Origin of the sequence: Saccharopolyspora sp. NPDC050389, assembly GCF_040655595.1 — a bacterium.
In the GTDB taxonomy this organism is placed as follows: Bacteria; Actinomycetota; Actinomycetes; order Mycobacteriales; family Pseudonocardiaceae; genus Saccharopolyspora.
Genome location: NZ_JBFAKG010000071.1, coordinates 39,369 through 55,663 on the forward strand (window position 1 = coordinate 39,369; position 16,295 = coordinate 55,663).

Here is a 16,295-nt window from a genome sequence, read left to right on the forward strand (position 1 = left end):
GGTGCAACCGTGTCCACGCAACCGGTCGCCGAGCGGGAGCCAGTGCTCATCCGCTCGGCGCGGGACGTCACCGAACTGGTCAACTCGGGTGCGGCACGGGGCAGCCACGCGAAGATGATCGTGCTGCTGGCGCTCGGCGGGATCTTCCTGGACGCCTACGACCTCACGTCGCTGGCCTACGGCATCACCGACATCAAGCAGCAGTTCGGGCTCTCCCCGGCCGGGGCCGGCGCGGTCACCGCCTCCATCAGCGTCGGCGCGATCTTCGGCGCGTGGCTCGGCGGCCTGCTGGTGGACCGGCTCGGCCGCTACCGCGTGTTCATGGCCGACATGCTGTTCTTCGTGGTCTCCGCGCTCGGCTGCGCGCTCGCGCCGAACATGGAGATCCTGATCTTCTTCCGGTTCCTGATGGGCTTCGGCGTCGGCATGGACATCCCGGTCGCGATGGCCTTCCTGGCCGAGTTCTCCCGGCTGAAGGGCAAGGGCAGCAAGGGCTCCCGCACCGCGGCGTGGTCGCCGGCCTGGTACGTGGCCACCAGCGGCTGCTACCTGGTGATCATGGCGCTGTACTTCGTGCTGCCCGACGAGCACCACGGCCTGCTGTGGCGGTTCACCGTCGGCTTCGGCGCGGTGCCCGCGCTGGTGATCCTGCTGGTGCGCAACAAGTACATGAACGAGTCGCCGTCGTGGGCGGCCAACCAGGGCGACCTGGAGCGGGCCGCGAAGATCCTGCGCAAGTCCTACGGCGTCAACGCCGTCGTGGCGCCGGACGCGGAGGTGGTGAAGCCCCAGGCCGAGCGTCGCGGGCTGCGGGACTTCGCGCAGCTGTTCCAGCGCCGCTACCGCGCCCGGACGTTCCAGGCGCTGGCCATCGGCCTCGCCCAGACCTTCGGCTACAACGCGGTCGCCTACGGGCTGCCGATCATCATCGCGAGCATCCTCGCCCAGGGCGCGCTGAACACGATCAGCGCCTCGCTGGTGCTCAACCTGGTCTTCGCGGTCACCGGTGGCCTGCTCGGCATCCGGCTGGCCAACAAGACTGGTGCCTGGAAGCTGACGTTCATCGGGTTCGCCGTGCAGCTGGCGTCGATGGTGGTGCTGGCGCTGATCGGCAAGCCGTCGGCGACCGCGTACGTGCTGTTCGCGATCTGCGCGCTGGGCGCGTTCATGTTCGCGCAAGCCTCCGGGCCGGGCGCGCACTTCATGAGCTTCGCGTCGCTGAGCTACCCGACGACGATGCGCGGCACCGGGATCGGCTTCAACCAGGGCACCCTGCGGGTCGGCTCCACGCTGGCGCTGTTCTTCTTCCCGGTGCTCAGCGCATCGCTGGGCAGCGGCGTGTTCTGGGTGATCGCGCTCGCCCCGCTGATGGGCCTGGTGGCGCTGCTGGCCAAGTGCTGGGAGCCGGTGGGCTACGACGCCGACGCGGTCGAGGCCGAGTGGCAGCGGGAGAAGGTTTCGGCGAGCTGAGCTAGCTCGGCTTCTTCCAGACCACGACGTCCAGCGTCAGCTGCTGCGATTCCTGGTTGTCGCGGACGACGATCCGCCCATAGGTGCCGTTGCTCGTCTTTACGCAGAACGCGGCTCCGGTGACGAGATCGTACGAGTTGACGTAGCTGTGGTAGCCAGCCCGCACGCAGTCCTCGAACGTCGCCTGCGCGGTGGCTGGCGCGACGTGCCAGTCCGCGTAGAGGTAGCCGCCGCCGTATTCGAGGTCCTGCCCGGAGTAATCCTTCGTCGGCTTGGCGACCCACAGCGGTTCGCTGGAGTCCAGATCCAGGGCGTAGCCGCTCGTCAGCACGATCGGCTTGTCGCCGCTCTCGCGGCTGATCGCAGGATCGCCGGAGGCGGAGCTGGTCGGCGACGCCGAGGTGGTGGCCGGCGGCTTCGGCGTGGTCGGTTCGGCCGTCGAGTCGCTCTGGCGTGTTTGGTCGGCCGCCTGGCCGCTCGGCTGATCTGGCACCGCCAGCAGTGCTCGGGTGGCCACCACGGTGATCAGCACCGCGCCCGCGACGACGCCGATGATCGAGAGGACGACCCAGCGGTCCATCTGCCTGCCGAAACTCGCCCACAGGTGCACCACGCCCAGCAGCAGCGCAACCGCGGCTATGACCACGGCGACGTTCTGCGTCGAGCTCATCAGCAGCGCGACCACCGCGGCGACGTCGGCGAGGATGCTGATGGGCCACAACCGCTGGTGCGTCGGCTTGCGCCCCGGCGGCGGTTCCTGCGGTGGTTGCTGGCCCGGTCCCCACGTCACAGGCTGCTCCTCTCGCCTCGTCGACGAGGCGAGAGCCTAGCGCCGGCGGTGTCGCGGCAGGGCCGATTCGGATGATCTTCGCCAGTTGGGCGGACTCGGGGTCTTCGTTGACGCGATGGGGTCTCCCGGAACAAGATCGGCAGACCACCGGCCCAGCGGAAACGGAGCGTTGCAATGTCGCGTCGCGGCCAGATCACCATGTCCGAGGACGAGATCGTCGACTTCATCTCCCAGCGCCGGATCGTCGTGCTGGCGACGGTGAAGAGCGACGGGCGGCCGCATCTGGTGCCGATGTGGTTCGTGCACGACGGCCCGGTGATCGAGGTGTGGTCCTACGGTCAGTCGCAGAAGACGCTGAACCTGCGCCGCGACCCGCGGGCCACGCTGCTGCTGGAGACCGGCACGGAGTACGGCGAGCTGCGCGGCGTCTCGCTGGAGTGCGACGTGCAGCTCCTGGACGCGCCGGAGGACGTCGAGCGCATCGGCCTGAGCCTGGCCGAGCGCTACGGCTCGGCGGCCCCGGGCGAGCTCATGGCCAGCGAGGAGGCCCGGACGGCCCTGCGCGCCAAGGCCGCGAAGCGGGTCGGGCTGCGTTTCACCCCGACCCGGACGATCACCTGGGACCACCGCAAGCTCGGTGGCGGCTACTGAATCGAAGCCCGCAGGGCTTCCGCGATGTGGGACGCCTCTCCCGGCGTTAAAGGAGTAGCGCGCAGCCCCTATTCTGGGAATGTGAACTGGACCGTCGACGTCCCCGTAGATGACCTGCCCGAGCTGCCGCCGCTGCCGCCGGAGATGCGCGCCCGCCTGGACGACGCGCTGGCCCGCCCTGCCGCGCAGCAGCCGCAGTGGCCGAACCCGGACCAGGCCGGCAGCGTCCGGAAGGTGCTGGAGAGCGTCCCGCCGGTGACGGTGCCCTCCGAGGTGGACGAGCTCCGCCAGCACCTCGCGGCGGTCGCCCGCGGCGAGGCATTTCTGCTGCAGGGCGGCGACTGCGCGGAGACCTTTGCGGACAACACCGAGCCGCACATCCGCGGCAACATCCGCACGCTGCTGCAGATGGCGGTGGTGCTGACCTACGGCGCGAGCATGCCGGTGGTCAAGGTCGGCCGGATCGCCGGGCAGTACGCCAAGCCGCGCTCCAGCAACACCGACGCGCTGGGCCTGCAGTCCTACCGCGGCGACATGATCAACTCGCTGGTCGCCACCGAGGACGCGCGCCGCCACGACCCGTCGCGGCTGATCCGCGCCTACGCCAACGCCAGCGCCGCGATGAACCTGTCCCGCGCGCTGACCAGCGCCGGGATGGCCGCGCTGACCAAGGTGCACGACTGGAACAAGGACTTCGTGCTCAACTCGCCGGCCGGCGAGCGCTACGAGTCGGTCGCCGCCGAGATCGACCGCGGCCTGCGCTTCATGGCCGCCTGCGGCGTGGACGACTCCAGCCTGCACTCGGTGGAGTTCTACGCCAGCCACGAGGCGCTGGTGCTGGACTACGAGCGCGCCATGCTCCGGCTGGACACCACCGGCGACCGGCCGCGGCTGTTCGACCTGTCCGGGCACTTCCTGTGGGTGGGGGAGCGGACCCGCCAGCTCGACGGCGCGCACATCGCGTTCGCCGAGCTGATCTCCAACCCGATCGGCCTCAAGATCGGCCCGGGCACCACGCCCGAGCAGGCCGTGGAGTACGTCGAGCGGCTGGACCCGAACAACGAGCCGGGCCGGCTCACCCTGATCAGCCGGATGGGCAACGGCAAGGTGCGCGACGTGCTGCCGCCGATCGTGGAGAAGGTCACGGCCTCCGGGCACCAGGTGATCTGGCAGTGCGACCCGATGCACGGCAACACCCACGAGGCGAGCACCGGCTACAAGACCCGGCACTTCGACCGGATCGTGGACGAGGTGCAGGGCTTCTTCGAGGTGCACCACCGGCTCGGCACCCACCCGGGCGGCATCCACATCGAGCTGACCGGCGAGGACGTCACGGAGTGCGTCGGCGGCGCCCAGGAGATCTCCGACGCGGACCTGGCGGGCCGCTACGAGACGGCCTGCGACCCGCGCCTGAACACCCAGCAGTCGCTGGAGCTGGCGTTCCTGGTCGCGGAGATGCTGCGCGGCTGAAGTCACATCGAAGAAGGCCCCGGAACCACCTGGTTCCGGGGCCTTCGTTCTGCCGGTGATCGCCCGTGAGTCTTTTGGGCTGCTATAGAGGCTGTTTCCAAACTCGATCTGCTTGGCGGTGCGGGTGGCGGAACCTCAGGTGCCTTCTCGCTGTGGGATCCCCGACATCATGAATGCCAATTCACCACGTCGGGGCTGTCCTCGCGAGAAGACACCTGAGAACCCGCGGTGGTGCAAGCTGCGAGGGTTGGCTAAGCGGCTTCGCCGCTTCAAATACAAAACGCCCGCGTTACCACATCCGCACGTCACCACATCCAAAACAGCCTCTATAGCGACCCAAAAGACTCACGGCCGCTCCGTCACTCGGCGAGTGCGATGTCGAGGGCGTGCGCGACGTGCAGGCGGGTGGAGTCGAACAGCGGCAGCGGGCTTTCGCCGGGGCCGATCAGCAGGGTGATCTCGGTGCAGCCGAGGATCACGGCCTCGGCGCCGCGCTCGGCCAAGCCGCGCACGACCCGCACGTACTGCTCGCGGGAGCCGTCCTCGACGCGGTTGCGGGTCAGCTCCCGGTAGATGACGTCGTGCACCAGGGTGCGGTCGGGCTCTTCCGGGACGATCACGTCGATGCCGTGCCGGTCGCGCATCCGCGCCCGGTAGAAGTCGAGCTCCATGGTGTAGCGGGTGCCCAGAAGGCCGACCCGGGTGAGGCCGGCTGCCGCGATCCGCGCGCCGGTGGCGTCGACGATGTGCACGAACGGCACGTCGATCGCCGCCTCGATCGCCTCTGCGACCTGGTGCATCGTGTTGGTGCAGAGCAGCACCAGATCCGCCCCGGCACGCCGCACCCGCTGCGCGGCGTCGGCGAGGTGCCGTCCCGCCGCTGCCCAGTCCCCGGCCTCCTGCATGGCCACGACCTCGGCGAAGTCCACGCTGTACAGCACGCTCGGCACGGTGTTGTACCCGCCGAGCCGAGCGCGGCTCTCCTCGTTCAGCAGCCGGTAGTACTCGGCGGAGGACTCCCAGCTCATCCCGCCGAGCATCCCGATCGTGCGCATGCGTCCTCCTCGTCGAACGGCCCTTGTGCCCGACAGCCTCGCCTGCGGCAGCCGGTTCCGGTAGCCGGGTCTTGGTTCGCCGGTGCCGCCGCCTCGCCGAGGCGTGCCGAACCGCGCCCGTGTTCACCCGGAGAACCACCACGAAACGGACGCGGACCAGGAACACGGGCTGGGCTGCGTCAGCGCTGTGATCCGTGCACTTCGCGCGGCAGGTGGGCGGTCGTGACCGTGCGCGAGAACTTGCCGAAGGTGCTGCTCAGGCCCAGCGGGTCGAAGCGGACCAGGGACAGCGCGCCGAGCACCGCGGCGCCGATGCCGACCGCGACGAACGGCCAGTTGTACATCGCCTGCTCGCCGTCGGGGTAGTAGGCCAGCACCAGCGCGATCGAGGCGCCGACCACGCAGGACAGCGCGCGCGGCGTCCAGGCGAAGGCGCTGCCCAGCGCCAAGCCCCAGGTCGTGTACCACGGCAGCAGGACCGGCGACAGGAGCGCGCCGCAGCACAGGACGATCGCCGCGCGGCGCACCGCCTCGGGTCCGCCATCCCGCGCCTGCCACCAGTTCCAGGCGAGGATCGCCACCAGCAGCACCGAGCCCAGCGTGCGCGTGGTGCCCACGAACGGCCAGATGTTGGTCTCGCCGAACAGCGACACCAGGCTGTGCACCGCCTGCCCGACGGCCGTCGGAGTGGAGAGGTAGTTGACGATCATGCCGGGCGCGGACAGCGCGGAAAGCCAGCCGAACCCGACCTTGGCGAGCGCCGTGCAGGCGCCGAAGACCACCGCGAACACGCCCAGCGCCGGGAACACGGCGCGGACGAATCGCCGCCACAGCGGCCCCTCCAGCCGGGACGCCCAGATCCACACCAGGAACGGCAGCGCGAGCCCGGCGGTCGCCTTGATCGCCATCCCCGCCGACACCAGCGCGATCCCGCCGACGTTCTTGCCTTCGAGCATCAGCAGCGTGCCGACCGCCAGCAGCCCGATCATGAGCATGTCGTTGTGTGGGCCGCCGACGAGGTGCACCACCGTCATCGGGCTGGCCGCGACCAACCACAGCGCCACCGGCAACCGCCCGCCGAGGTGCCGGACCAGGCCCGGGAGGGCGCAGATCAGCATCACCAGGCCACCCAGCAGCACCAGCCGCATCACGATGACGCTGGCGATGACGTCGTGGCCGGCCAGCAGGATCACGCCCTTGGCCACGCCCATGAACAGCGGCCCGTACGGGGCGGGCGTGGTTTGCCAGGTGGGGTGCACGTTCTCCGGGATCGGCCCGGTCAGCGCGGACGGGCCGACGCCGTAGGGGTCGAGGCCGTTGAGCGCGAGCAGGCCCTGGCCCAGGTAGCTGTAGACGTCGCGGGTGAACAGCGGCGGCGCGATGAGCATCGGGCCGAGCCAGGCGGCGGTCGCCCACAGCACGCCGCGGGAGGTCACCAGGCGCGCGATCACCCCGCGGCCGAGCCGCACCCACGCCCACACCAGCAGCGCGAAGCCGACGTAGACGACCGTGACCGCCACGTCGCGGCCGTGCCCGTAGCGCAGCGCCGAAAGCGGCCCGGAGCCGAGGACGGGATCGTGGACGAGCGTGCCGCCGGCGCCGAAGGAGCCGACCAGCAGCAGCACGGACCCGATCGCACCCAGTGCGATGGTGCGCAGGGGCAGCGGACGACGAGGCCGACGTCCGCCGAGACTGGGCTGGCCGGCTGTGGTGTTGTTGGTCCGTTCGGACCAGTCGGGAGCCGACTCGATCGAAACACTCGGGGGCATTGTGCTGCCAATAATTCCACAACCGGCCGCTCGAGCCGCTGTGACCAGGCGAGATCGGTCGTGTCGTGGCTCGCGCTCCCGCTTTTCGGTGATAGCCGGCCGCCGAGTACCCGCTGGTAGACCCCGGCGGAGGGGAAACGTTACACCGCCGAGAAGAGATCAGGATCACATTGCGGATCGTGTGGTTCTGCCGGGCCGTGGGCGCGCACCACGACCCGGGGCCTCAGAACGCGGTCGCGTGGATCGTCGATCCGGGCTCGACCTTGCTGCCGGGAAGCGGTAGCTGCCCCAAGATCACCATGCCGTCGCGCTCGAAGAACGCCTGCACGTCCAGCTGCAGGCCCAGCGCGGCGACCTGCTGCTTCGCCTCGTCCACCCGAACGCCGTTGAGGCTGGGCACCTCCACCGCGTTGGACAGCACCACGCCGATCCGCGGCTTGCCGACCAGCCGGATCTCGCTGCCGATGGCCGGATCGGTGCTGATGACGTGGTCGCCGGCGACGTCCGAGTCGAACTGGCGGCCCGCCTCGTAGGGATCGAACCCGGAGTTGCTCAGCGTGGTGAACGCGTCGGCCTTGCTCATCCCGCGCACGTCGGGCACCTTCACCGGGGGCGGGCCCTTGCTGACGATCAGGGTGACCTCGGCGCTGATGTTCAGCGGTGTGCCGGGGCCGGGGTCGACGCTGATGACCCGGCCTTCGGGCACCGTGGTGTGGAACTGGTCGGCGGACTCGTCGTGCTTGGGTTGCAGCTTGACGTTGCGGATCGCGCTTTCCGCCTCGGCGAGCGTGGTGCCCTCGGCGATCTCCGGGACCTTGGGCTTGCCCAGCGAGACGACGAGGTCCACGGTGCTGCCGCTGCCCGCCTGGGTGCCCTCGCGCGGGTTGGAGCTGATCACCACGCCTTCGGCGACGGCGTTGTCGTAGGTCTTGGTGACGTTGCCGGTCAGCCCGGCGCCTTCAAGCGCTTGCTGTGCGACGGCCTCCTGCTCGCCGACGAGGCGCGGCACCTGGACTGAACTGCCGAGACCCAGCCAGAACGCGGCGCCGCCGACCAGCGCGGCCAGCGCCAGGACCACGACGGTCCACACCAGCACCGTCCGCCTGCCGCGGAGCCGGTCCCGCTGGGGGCCGGCGGCCGGGGCGGCGACGGCGGAGAACTCCTGGGTGTGGTCGCCGGTGGCGGGGCGCGCCATCGCGCGGGTGCGCTGCGGCCCGACGGGCCGCGTGTCGCGGACGGCCGGGATCTGCTCGGTCGGCGGGTCCGCGGCCGCGGGCGCCATCTGCGTGGTGCGCTCCTCGGACGCCGGGACCGGCACGGCCACCGGTGCGATGCCGAGGTCGTCGCGGACTTGCTGCAGCTCGGCGAGGAACACCTCGGCGTTCTCCGGGCGCTGCGCGGGATCGCGGCGCGTCGCGCGGAACACGAGGTCGTCGATGGCCGGCGGGATCTCCGGGACCAGCTCGCTCGGCGGCGGCACGTCGTCGTTGACGTGCCGGTACGCCACCGACAGCGCGGTGTCGCCCACGTAGGGCGGGCGGCCGGTCAGCATTTCGAAGAGCACGATCCCGGCGGCGTACACGTCGGAGCGCGCGTCGGCGGCGCCGGTGGTCACCTGCTCCGGCGACAGGTATGCGACGGTGCCCAGGATGATGCTGCCGCTGGTCGTGCCGGCTTCCGCTGCGGCTCTGACCAGCCCGAAGTCGGCGACCATGACCGAGCCGTCCGTGCCGATCAGCACGTTCTCCGGCTTGACGTCGCGATGCACCATGCCGGCCTGGTGCGCGGCGGCAAGCGCCGAGAGCACCGGCGCCATGACGCTCAGCGCCATCGCCAGCGGCAGGCGGCCGCCGCGATCCATGATCAGGTCTCGCAGCGTGCAGCCCTCGACGAGCTGCATCACCAGGAACACGTGATCGCCGTCCGGGCGGTGGTCCACGCCCTGGTCGTAGACGGCGACGACGTCGGGATGGTGCAGCCGGGCCGCGGCGCGCGCCTCGCGCTCGAAGCGGTCGACGAACGACCGGTCGCCGGAGTACCGCGCGTCCATCACCTTGAGCGCCACCGGCCGGTCCAGCCGGGTGTCCAGGCCTCGGTAGACCGTGGACATGCCGCCGCGGGCGATCAGCGAATCGACCCGGTAGCGGCGTTCGAGCATGGCTCCGACGAGGCTCGCGCCACCACCGGAACGTGTCTCAGGAGTCATTTTCCGCCCACCGCCGGGTAACCTTTCCGACCCGATTGTTGCAGGCCGCCCGGGCGGCACCGGGGATGCCTCCGCGCTCGGGCTCGGGATCGATCACGATCATGATCGTAGCCGGGCACAACGCGTGCGGCGTGCGGCATCGCGGTCGGTCATGTGGCAAGGTGTGCAGCGTGAGTGCGATCCCCGCTGCCCCGGATGTGCTCGCTCCCGATGTGGAGGTTGTCCCGCTGCCCGACGTCGCCGAGCGACTCGGTCAGCCCGTGACCCGGGTGCACCAACTAATCCGTGATGGCCACCTGCTCGCCTTGCGCAGGAACGGCGTGCTGGGCGTGCCCACCGCGTTCCTCTCCGACACCGAAGTGGTGAAGGGTCTGGCGGGCACGGTCACCCTGCTCCGGGATGCCGGCTACCAGGAGGACGAGATCCTCCGGTGGCTGTTCACCCCGGACGACTCCTTGCCCGGCACGCCGATCGACGCACTGCGCGGCGACCGCGGGCGAGAGGTGAAGCGGAGGGCCCAGGCGATGGGCTTCTGAGGTCGTCCGGTTCGGGCCGCGCAAGCCCGGACCGGCTTGATGCTGTTCCACCCGCTCAGGGCCCGTGAGTGCCTTGGGGCGTCATAGCACCCCAAACCATTCACGGGGCCGTTGAGCTGGGTGAACGTGGCATTCGGCGCCGGTCAGCCGGTGATGCGCCGGGCGGCGAGCTTGCCGGACAGCAGGACCGGCGGAACGCCCACGCCAGGTGTCGTGCCCGAACCGGCGAGCACCGCGTTGGCCAGGCCGCGCACCAGGTTGCGCGGCCGGAACGGGCCGGTCTGCGCGAACGTGTGCGCGGCCGAGAACGGTGTGCCGGCTGCGTGGCCCTGCGCCGCCCAGTCCGCCGGGGTGATCAGCTGCTGCGCCTCGATCGCGGCGCCGAAGCCGGTGAACCCGCGCCGCTCCAGCTCGCCCAGCAACTCGTCGCGGTAGGCGGGGCCGATCCGGTCCCAGTCGATCGGCCCGGTGCGCAGGTTCGGGCACGGCGCGAGCACGTAGTGCAGCTCGCGGCCGTCGGGCGCCAGCGACGGATCGGTCGCGGTCGGCCGGGTGATCAGCAGCGACGGATCGGTCATCAGCCTGCCGTCGCGGATGATCTCGGTGAACGTGCCGTGCCAGGCCTCGCCGAAGGAGATCGTGTGGTGGGCGTCGGACCAGCCGCGGGTGGTCCCGGCGTGCAGCACCACCGCCGACGGTGACCAGCGCAGCCGCCGCCGCGGGCGGTGGCCGAGGAGCTCGTGCACGACCGGCAGGTCGGGCGTGAGCACGAACGCGTCGGCCGCGATGCGCGCGCCGTCGGACGTGCGCACCGCGGTGATCCGGTCGCCGCGCCGCTCCAGCTCGGTCACCTCGGCGTCGTAGTGGAACGTGACGCCCGCGCCCGCTGCCGCGTCGGCGAGCGCGGTCGGAACCGCGTGCATGCCGCCACGCGGGAACCACACGCCGTTGACGGTGTCCATGTAGGAGATGACCGCGTACAGGGCGAGCGCTCGGCGCGGGTCCAGGCCCGCGTAGAGCGCCTGGAAGGAGAAGACCCGGCGCAGCCGCTCATCCGCCAGGAACCGGCCGATCGCCGGGCCGAGCCGGCCGAAGCCGCCGAGCGCCGCGAGGCGCACCAGCTCCGGTGACAGCAGGCCCAGCGGCGAGTCGAAGTTCGCGTCGATGAAGCGGTGCATCTCCGCCCGGTACACCTCGGTCAGCCAGTGCCGCAGCCGCCGGTACCCGGCCGCTTCCGCGGGCCCGGCGAACCGCCGCACCTCCTGCTCCATCGCGGCGGCGTCGGTGTGCACGTCGAGCGTCGAGCCGTCCGCGAACCGCGCCTGGTAGGCCGGGTGCAGCGGGATTAGGTCGAGGCGGTCGTCCACCGATTCGCCGACCGCGTGCAGTGCCTCGTCGACGAGCTCGGGCATGGTCAGCACGGTCGGGCCGGTGTCGATCCGGTACCCGGCGACCTCGTGCAATCCGGCCCGCCCGCCCGGCAGGCCGGCCCGTTCGACGACCGTCACCCGCCGGCCCGCGCCAGCCAGGTGCAGGGCCGCCGTCAGCCCGGCCAGCCCCGCACCGACGACCACGACGTGATCGGTGCGGCCGGTGACGGTGCGCATCAGTGGCTGCGGTCGGTGACCGCGATCGCGAGCTCCGCCAGCCGGGACGCGGCCGGCTCGGCCAGCCCCGCGGCGTGCAGCGCGAGCATCGCCGAACCGGTCAGGTCGGTGATCCGCTTCTCGACGGCCTCGACCGCGCCGAGCCGGGTGAGCACCTGCCGGGCCTGCTGGACGCGGTCCGCGTCCAGCTCGGGATCGCCGAGCACGTCGCGCAGCAGGTCCAGCGCGGGCCGGTCGGCCTGCTCGCGGGCCGCCGCCACGGCCTCGGCGATCAGCACCGTCCGCTTGCCTTCGCGCAGATCGTCACCGGCGGGCTTGCCGGTCACCCCGGGGTCGCCGAACACGCCGAGCAGGTCGTCGCGGAGCTGGAAGGCGACGCCGATGTCGGAGCCGAACCGGCGCAGCGCCTGCAGCGCGTCCGGGCCGGCCCCGGCGGCCTCCGCGCCGAGTTCCAGCGGGCGCTGGATGGTGTAGGACGCGGCCTTGAGCTGGCAGATCCGCAGCGCGGCCTGCGGCGTCTCGTCGCCGCGGAACTGGCCGAGCACGTCGAGGTACTGGCCGGCGAGCACCTCGGTGCGCATCGCGCGCCACGGGCGCAGCGCCCGGGCCAGCGCCTCCGGCGGGATCCCGGCGCTGTGCAGCAGGTCGTCGGCCCAGGACAGCGCCAGGTCGCCGAGCAGCACCGCGGCGGCCCGCCCGAACTGGGTGCCGGCACCGGAGAATCCGGACTCGCGGTGGATCTGCTCGAACTTGCGGTGCACGGTCGGGTTGCCCCGGCGGGTGTCCGATTCGTCGATCAGGTCGTCGTGCACCAGCGCGCAGGCCTGCAGCAGCTCCAAGGCGCTCGCGGCCCGCAGCATCGCCTGCGCCGCCGGGCCATCGGCGGGCCCACCGGCCGCGCGCCAGCCCCACCAGGCGAAGGTGGGGCGGATCCGCTTCCCACCGCCGAGGACGAACCCGTTCAGCTCGGCCACCGCGGCAGCGAACGCCGGGTCGAGGGCGGCTGCCTCGGCGCTGCGGGTCTGCAGGTAGTCGGTCAGCGTCCGCTGGACCTGACCGGGGAGGTCGGTTTCCACGACGACGGAATCCTTGCCGGTCGCTTGCACTGCGGTCGATTGCGATGGGGGCACGCCTCCATCCTCCGCGACGCCATCGGGTGACGGCCGCCGGGGCCGCTCCCAGCCGCTGGGACGATGCCGGAGGAGCCCGGGAACCGTCCTTATCCTGTTCGGCATGACGGCGGTGGTGGATCGGTTGCGGACCGAGAAGACGACTTTCTCGGTGGAGTTCTTCCCGCCGCGCGGCGACGACGAGGAGCGCATCCTCTGGCGGGCGATCCGGGAGCTGGAGCCGCTGGATCCCGCCTTCGTCTCGGTGACCTACGGCGCGGGCGGCTCCAACCGGGACCGCACCATCCGAACCACCGGCCGTATCGCGCAGGAGACCACGCTGACGCCGATGGCGCACCTGACCGCCGTGGACCACTCGGTCGCCGAACTGCGCAACGTCATCGGCTGGTACGCCGCGTCCGGGGTGCAGAACGTGCTGGCCGTGCGCGGTGACCCGCCGGGCGACCCGAACGGCGAATGGCATCAGCACCCCGAGGGCCTGAACTACGCGGAGGATCTCGTCCGGTTGGTGCGGGAGCTCGGCGAGTTCTGCGTCGGTGTGGCGGCCTTCCCGCACGGCCATCCGCGCTCCGCGGACCTGGACACCGACGCCGACCACCTGGTGCGAAAGATCCGCGCGGGTGCGGGTTTCGCCATCGCCCAGTTGTTCCTGGAGCCGGAGTACTTCCTGCGGCTGCGTGACCGGATGGCCGCCCGCGGCTGCGACGTGCCGCTGCTGCCGGGAGTCATGCCGATCACCACGCCGCGGGTGCTGGGCAAGTTCGGCGAGCTCGCCGGGGTGCCGGTGCCTGCCGAGGTGTCGGAGCAGCTGCTGCCGCTGGCGGAGGATCCGGCGGGGTTCCGCGCCGCAGGCGTGGATCTGGCGACGCGGTTGTGTGAGCGGCTGATCGCCGAAGGCGTCCCGGCTTTGCACTTCTACACCCTCAACCGCTCGAAGGCGACGCGCCAGGTGGTGGCGAATCTCGGCCTAGGAGCGGGCTAGACGTTCTGCTCTGCACGGCTGCGCAGGTGGGCGCGCAGCGCGAGGACCGCCACGACGGCGGCGGAGCCGAGAGTGAGCGCGCCGACCAGCAGCGCCCAGCCGATCCAGTCCATGCCGGTGGCGTTGGAGTACTGGTAGGTGGCCGACAGCTCGCTGACCGCGCCGGGCTGCAGCGACCAGGAGACCGTGCCGGCGCTTTCCTGGCCGTTGGTGTTGGTGATCTCGCCGGGCGCGCTGATCTTCAGGTCGACGCCGGAGTCGGTGTCGGCCAGCGGCGTCAGGTCCGCCGAGCCCTCGAAGATCACCAGCGAGCCGGATCGGGACAGGTGCAGCCGGTATCGGGCGTCGGGGCTCAGCGCCTCGGCCAGCTGCTCTACCTCCGGGAAGGTCAGCTCGCGGAACGACAGGTGCGAGCCGACGCGGTCGGCGTCGCGGTACGGCGTGACCTGAACCCGGTCGGCGAGGGTCTCGGGCGGCTGCAAGCGGAGCGGGGCCTGGCCGTCGGCGACCTGGGTGGCGAGCAGGACCTCGCCGGACACCTGGTCCTCGCCGGAGATGTTTAGCGAGGCGTTGGCGTGCAGGCACCCGCTGAGCAGCGAGCCGAACACGGTGATCAGGACCAGCAGGAGCGCGGTGCGGCCGCGCGGTGTCTTGTCCTCCACCTGGGCGATCTTCGCATCCGGCGGGCGTTTTCGCCGCCTGCGAATGCCTGTTTCGTCGAAGCGCGTGACCGTCGTCGCCGCGCGATAGCGTGGCGGGCATGGGAGTTGACCACAGCGGTGTGCACGAAATCAGCGACCAGTTCGTATCCGAGCTGGTCGCTCTCGACCCGGTCGCCGGAACCTACCTGGGCGTACCCGGCCGCGACGAGGAACTGACCGACTACTCGCCGGACGGGCACCGGGCTCGCGCGGAACTCGCCCGCCGCAGCCTCACGGCGGTGCAGGCGGCCGAACCCGCCGACGATTCGGAGCGGGTCGCGCAGGCGGTGTTCGCCGAGCGCGTCGGTCTCGACCTGGAACTGCACGAGGTCGGCGCGGACATGGCCGCGCTGAACGTGATCGCCAGCCCGGTGCAGGGCCTCCGGCAGGTCTTCGACCTGATGCCGACCGACACCCCGGAGCAGTGGCGCACCATCGCCCGCCGCCTGTCGGTGATGCCCGAAGCGGTGCTGGGCCTGCGCGCCGGACTGCTGACGGCGGCAACCGACGGCAATGTGGCGGCGGTCCGGCAGGTCAGCAAGGTCGCGGAGCAGTGCGACACCTGGTCCGGGCGCGGCGGTCAGTCGTTCTTCGCGGCGATGGTCGGGCGCGCCGAAGGCGTGGACGAGTCGCTGCGCCGCGACCTGGACACCGCGGCCGAATCGGCAGCCGAGGCGTACGCCGGGCTCGCCGACTTCCTGCGCGGCGAGCTGCTGCCGAAGGCCCCGGAGAAGGATGCCGTGGGCGAGGAGCGGTACCGGTTGTGGTCGCGGTACTTCACCGGTGCCCGCCTCGACCTGCGGGAAGCGTACGAGTGGGGCTGGCAGGAGTTCTCCGGCATCGAGGCGGAGATGAAGCAGATCGCGAACCGGATCAAGTCGGGCGCGACGCTGGCCGAGGCCGCGGCCGTGCTGGACGCCGATCCGCGCTACCAGGTGCGCGGGCAGGACCGGTTCGAGGAGTGGATGCAGCGGCTTTCCGACCAGGCGCTGCAGGACCTGCGCGGCACCCACTTCGAGATCCCGGACCCGCTGATGCGGTTGGAGTGCCGGATCGCCCCGCCGGGCGGCGGCGTCGGTGCCTACTACACCGGCCCGACCGACGACTTCTCCCGGCCCGGCCGGATGTGGTGGTCGGTGCCCGCCGACCGGCAGGACTTCCCGACCTGGCGCGAAGTTTCCACCGTGTACCACGAGGGCGTGCCCGGGCACCACCTGCAGGTCGCGACCGCGGTGCATGAGGCGCAGCGGCTCAACAAGTTCCAGCGGCTGGCGTGCTTCGTCTCCGGGCACGGCGAGGGATGGGCGCTGTACGCCGAGCGCCTGATGCGCGAGCTCGGCTACCTCGAGGACGACGGGAACCTGCTCGGCATGCTCAACGACCAGCTCTTCCGCGCGGCGCGCGTGGTGGTCGACATCGGCATGCACCTGGAGCTGGAGATCCCGGCGGGCACCGGCTTCCACGAGGGCGAGCGCTGGACGCCGGAACTGGGCCTGGAGTTCATGCTGAGCCGGACCATCACCGACCCGGCCCAGGTCCGCGACGAGATCGACCGCTATCTGGGCTGGCCGGGCCAGGCCCCGTCGTACAAGCTCGGCGAGCGGCTGTGGCGGGCGGCCCGCGACGAGGCCAAGCAGCGCCACGGCGCGGCCTTCGACGTGAAGGAGTTCCACACGCAGGCCCTGAAGATGGGCGGCATGGGCCTCGACACCCTCCGCGAGCAACTCGCCCTGCTGTAGTTCTGCGGCGGCTTCCTGCGGGCGTGGGCCAAGCCCGCGCCATCACATCTCGAACGGCCTCCGCGGGCACTCCGGCCGTGAGTCTTTTGGGTTGCTATAGCTTGTTGTTTAACCTCGGGTGCTGGTGTTGCGGCCCCGGTTGATCATGGATGAAGCCCTTGGTTGATCCTTCCTCTTGCGACAGATGGA

At 71.2% G+C, this 16,295-nt stretch carries 13 protein-coding genes; 6 read left to right on the plus strand and 7 right to left on the minus strand.

Features of this window, described 5'->3' with window-relative positions:
* Positions 1-9 precede the first annotated feature (9 nt).
* On the plus strand, positions 10-1,470 hold the full coding sequence (locus AB0I53_RS35095; protein WP_358612813.1) for an MFS transporter: 1,461 nt from the start codon (positions 10-12) through the stop codon (positions 1,468-1,470).
* Position 1,471: 1 nt separating this feature from the next.
* Here AB0I53_RS35095 and AB0I53_RS35100 read toward each other — a convergent pair whose 3' ends face one another.
* A complete protein-coding gene (locus AB0I53_RS35100; protein WP_358612815.1) occupies positions 1,472-2,260 on the minus strand; it encodes a hypothetical protein in 789 nt (262 codons plus the stop codon).
* Positions 2,261-2,434: 174 nt separating this feature from the next.
* On the opposite strand from AB0I53_RS35100, the gene AB0I53_RS35105 reads away from it, so the two are divergent.
* Together AB0I53_RS35105 and AB0I53_RS35110 are read left to right on the plus strand one after the other, a co-directional pair.
* The gene (locus AB0I53_RS35105) at positions 2,435-2,911 is read left to right on the plus strand and encodes a PPOX class F420-dependent oxidoreductase (RefSeq protein WP_358612816.1); all 477 of its coding nucleotides are present in this window, start codon (positions 2,435-2,437) and stop codon (positions 2,909-2,911) included.
* Between the two features lie 81 nt (positions 2,912-2,992).
* Positions 2,993-4,381, plus strand: a complete 1,389-nt coding sequence (locus AB0I53_RS35110; RefSeq protein ID WP_358612818.1) for a class II 3-deoxy-7-phosphoheptulonate synthase — start codon at positions 2,993-2,995, stop codon at positions 4,379-4,381.
* A 359-nt stretch (positions 4,382-4,740) separates the two neighbouring features.
* Here AB0I53_RS35110 and AB0I53_RS35115 read toward each other — a convergent pair whose 3' ends face one another.
* From AB0I53_RS35115 to pknB, 3 genes are all read right to left on the minus strand, one after another.
* Positions 4,741-5,436 (minus strand): aspartate/glutamate racemase family protein, encoded by a 696-nt coding sequence (locus tag AB0I53_RS35115; protein WP_358612820.1) that lies wholly within the window; start codon positions 5,434-5,436, stop codon positions 4,741-4,743.
* A 179-nt stretch (positions 5,437-5,615) separates the two neighbouring features.
* Positions 5,616-7,100: a polyprenol phosphomannose-dependent alpha 1,6 mannosyltransferase MptB gene (mptB, locus tag AB0I53_RS35120; protein ID WP_358612840.1), complete on the minus strand. Its 1,485-nt coding sequence runs from the start codon at positions 7,098-7,100 to the stop codon at positions 5,616-5,618.
* A 328-nt stretch (positions 7,101-7,428) separates the two neighbouring features.
* Entirely contained in the window at positions 7,429-9,411 is a 1,983-nt protein-coding gene (gene pknB, locus AB0I53_RS35125) for a Stk1 family PASTA domain-containing Ser/Thr kinase (protein WP_358612822.1), read from the minus strand.
* A 170-nt stretch (positions 9,412-9,581) separates the two neighbouring features.
* Between pknB and AB0I53_RS35130 the strand changes: the two genes are divergently transcribed.
* The gene (locus AB0I53_RS35130; RefSeq protein WP_358612824.1) at positions 9,582-9,947 is read left to right on the plus strand and encodes an Rv2175c family DNA-binding protein; all 366 of its coding nucleotides are present in this window, start codon (positions 9,582-9,584) and stop codon (positions 9,945-9,947) included.
* Between the two features lie 143 nt (positions 9,948-10,090).
* Here AB0I53_RS35130 and crtI read toward each other — a convergent pair whose 3' ends face one another.
* On the minus strand, positions 10,091-11,554 hold the full coding sequence (gene crtI / locus AB0I53_RS35135) for a phytoene desaturase family protein (protein WP_358612826.1): 1,464 nt from the start codon (positions 11,552-11,554) through the stop codon (positions 10,091-10,093).
* Positions 11,554-12,684: a polyprenyl synthetase family protein gene (locus AB0I53_RS35140; protein ID WP_358612828.1), complete on the minus strand. Its 1,131-nt coding sequence runs from the start codon at positions 12,682-12,684 to the stop codon at positions 11,554-11,556. Before AB0I53_RS35140 ends, crtI begins: the two co-directional genes overlap by 1 nt.
* Positions 12,685-12,787: 103 nt before the next feature.
* Here AB0I53_RS35140 and metF point away from each other — a divergent pair, with 103 nt between their 5' ends.
* Positions 12,788-13,666: a methylenetetrahydrofolate reductase [NAD(P)H] gene (gene metF / locus AB0I53_RS35145; protein ID WP_358612830.1), complete on the plus strand. Its 879-nt coding sequence runs from the start codon at positions 12,788-12,790 to the stop codon at positions 13,664-13,666.
* Here metF and AB0I53_RS35150 read toward each other — a convergent pair.
* Positions 13,663-14,328 carry a DUF3153 domain-containing protein gene (locus AB0I53_RS35150; RefSeq protein WP_358612832.1) on the minus strand — a complete coding sequence of 222 codons (666 nt, stop codon included), beginning with the start codon at positions 14,326-14,328 and terminating at the stop codon, positions 13,663-13,665. The two genes, metF and AB0I53_RS35150, sit on opposite strands and share 4 nt — an antisense overlap.
* 98 nt (positions 14,329-14,426) lie before the next feature.
* Here AB0I53_RS35150 and AB0I53_RS35155 point away from each other — a divergent pair, with 98 nt between their 5' ends.
* Positions 14,427-16,106, plus strand: a complete 1,680-nt coding sequence (locus tag AB0I53_RS35155; protein ID WP_358612834.1) for a DUF885 domain-containing protein — start codon at positions 14,427-14,429, stop codon at positions 16,104-16,106.
* The last annotated feature ends 189 nt before the right edge of the window (positions 16,107-16,295 follow it).

Excerpts from the sequence above, each read along its gene's own strand:
- AB0I53_RS35105 (WP_358612816.1), top strand. The coding sequence starts at position 2,435 with ATGTCGCGTCGCGGCCAGATCACCATGTCCGAGGACGAGATCGTCGAC.
- AB0I53_RS35115 (WP_358612820.1), bottom strand. The coding sequence starts at position 5,436 with ATGCGCACGATCGGGATGCTCGGCGGGATGAGCTGGGAGTCCTCCGCC.
- pknB (WP_358612822.1), bottom strand. The coding sequence starts at position 9,411 with ATGACTCCTGAGACACGTTCCGGTGGTGGCGCGAGCCTCGTCGGAGCC.
- crtI (WP_358612826.1), bottom strand. The coding sequence starts at position 11,554 with ATGCGCACCGTCACCGGCCGCACCGATCACGTCGTGGTCGTCGGTGCG.
- metF (WP_358612830.1), top strand. The coding sequence starts at position 12,788 with ATGACGGCGGTGGTGGATCGGTTGCGGACCGAGAAGACGACTTTCTCG.
- AB0I53_RS35155 (WP_358612834.1), top strand. The coding sequence starts at position 14,427 with ATGGGAGTTGACCACAGCGGTGTGCACGAAATCAGCGACCAGTTCGTA.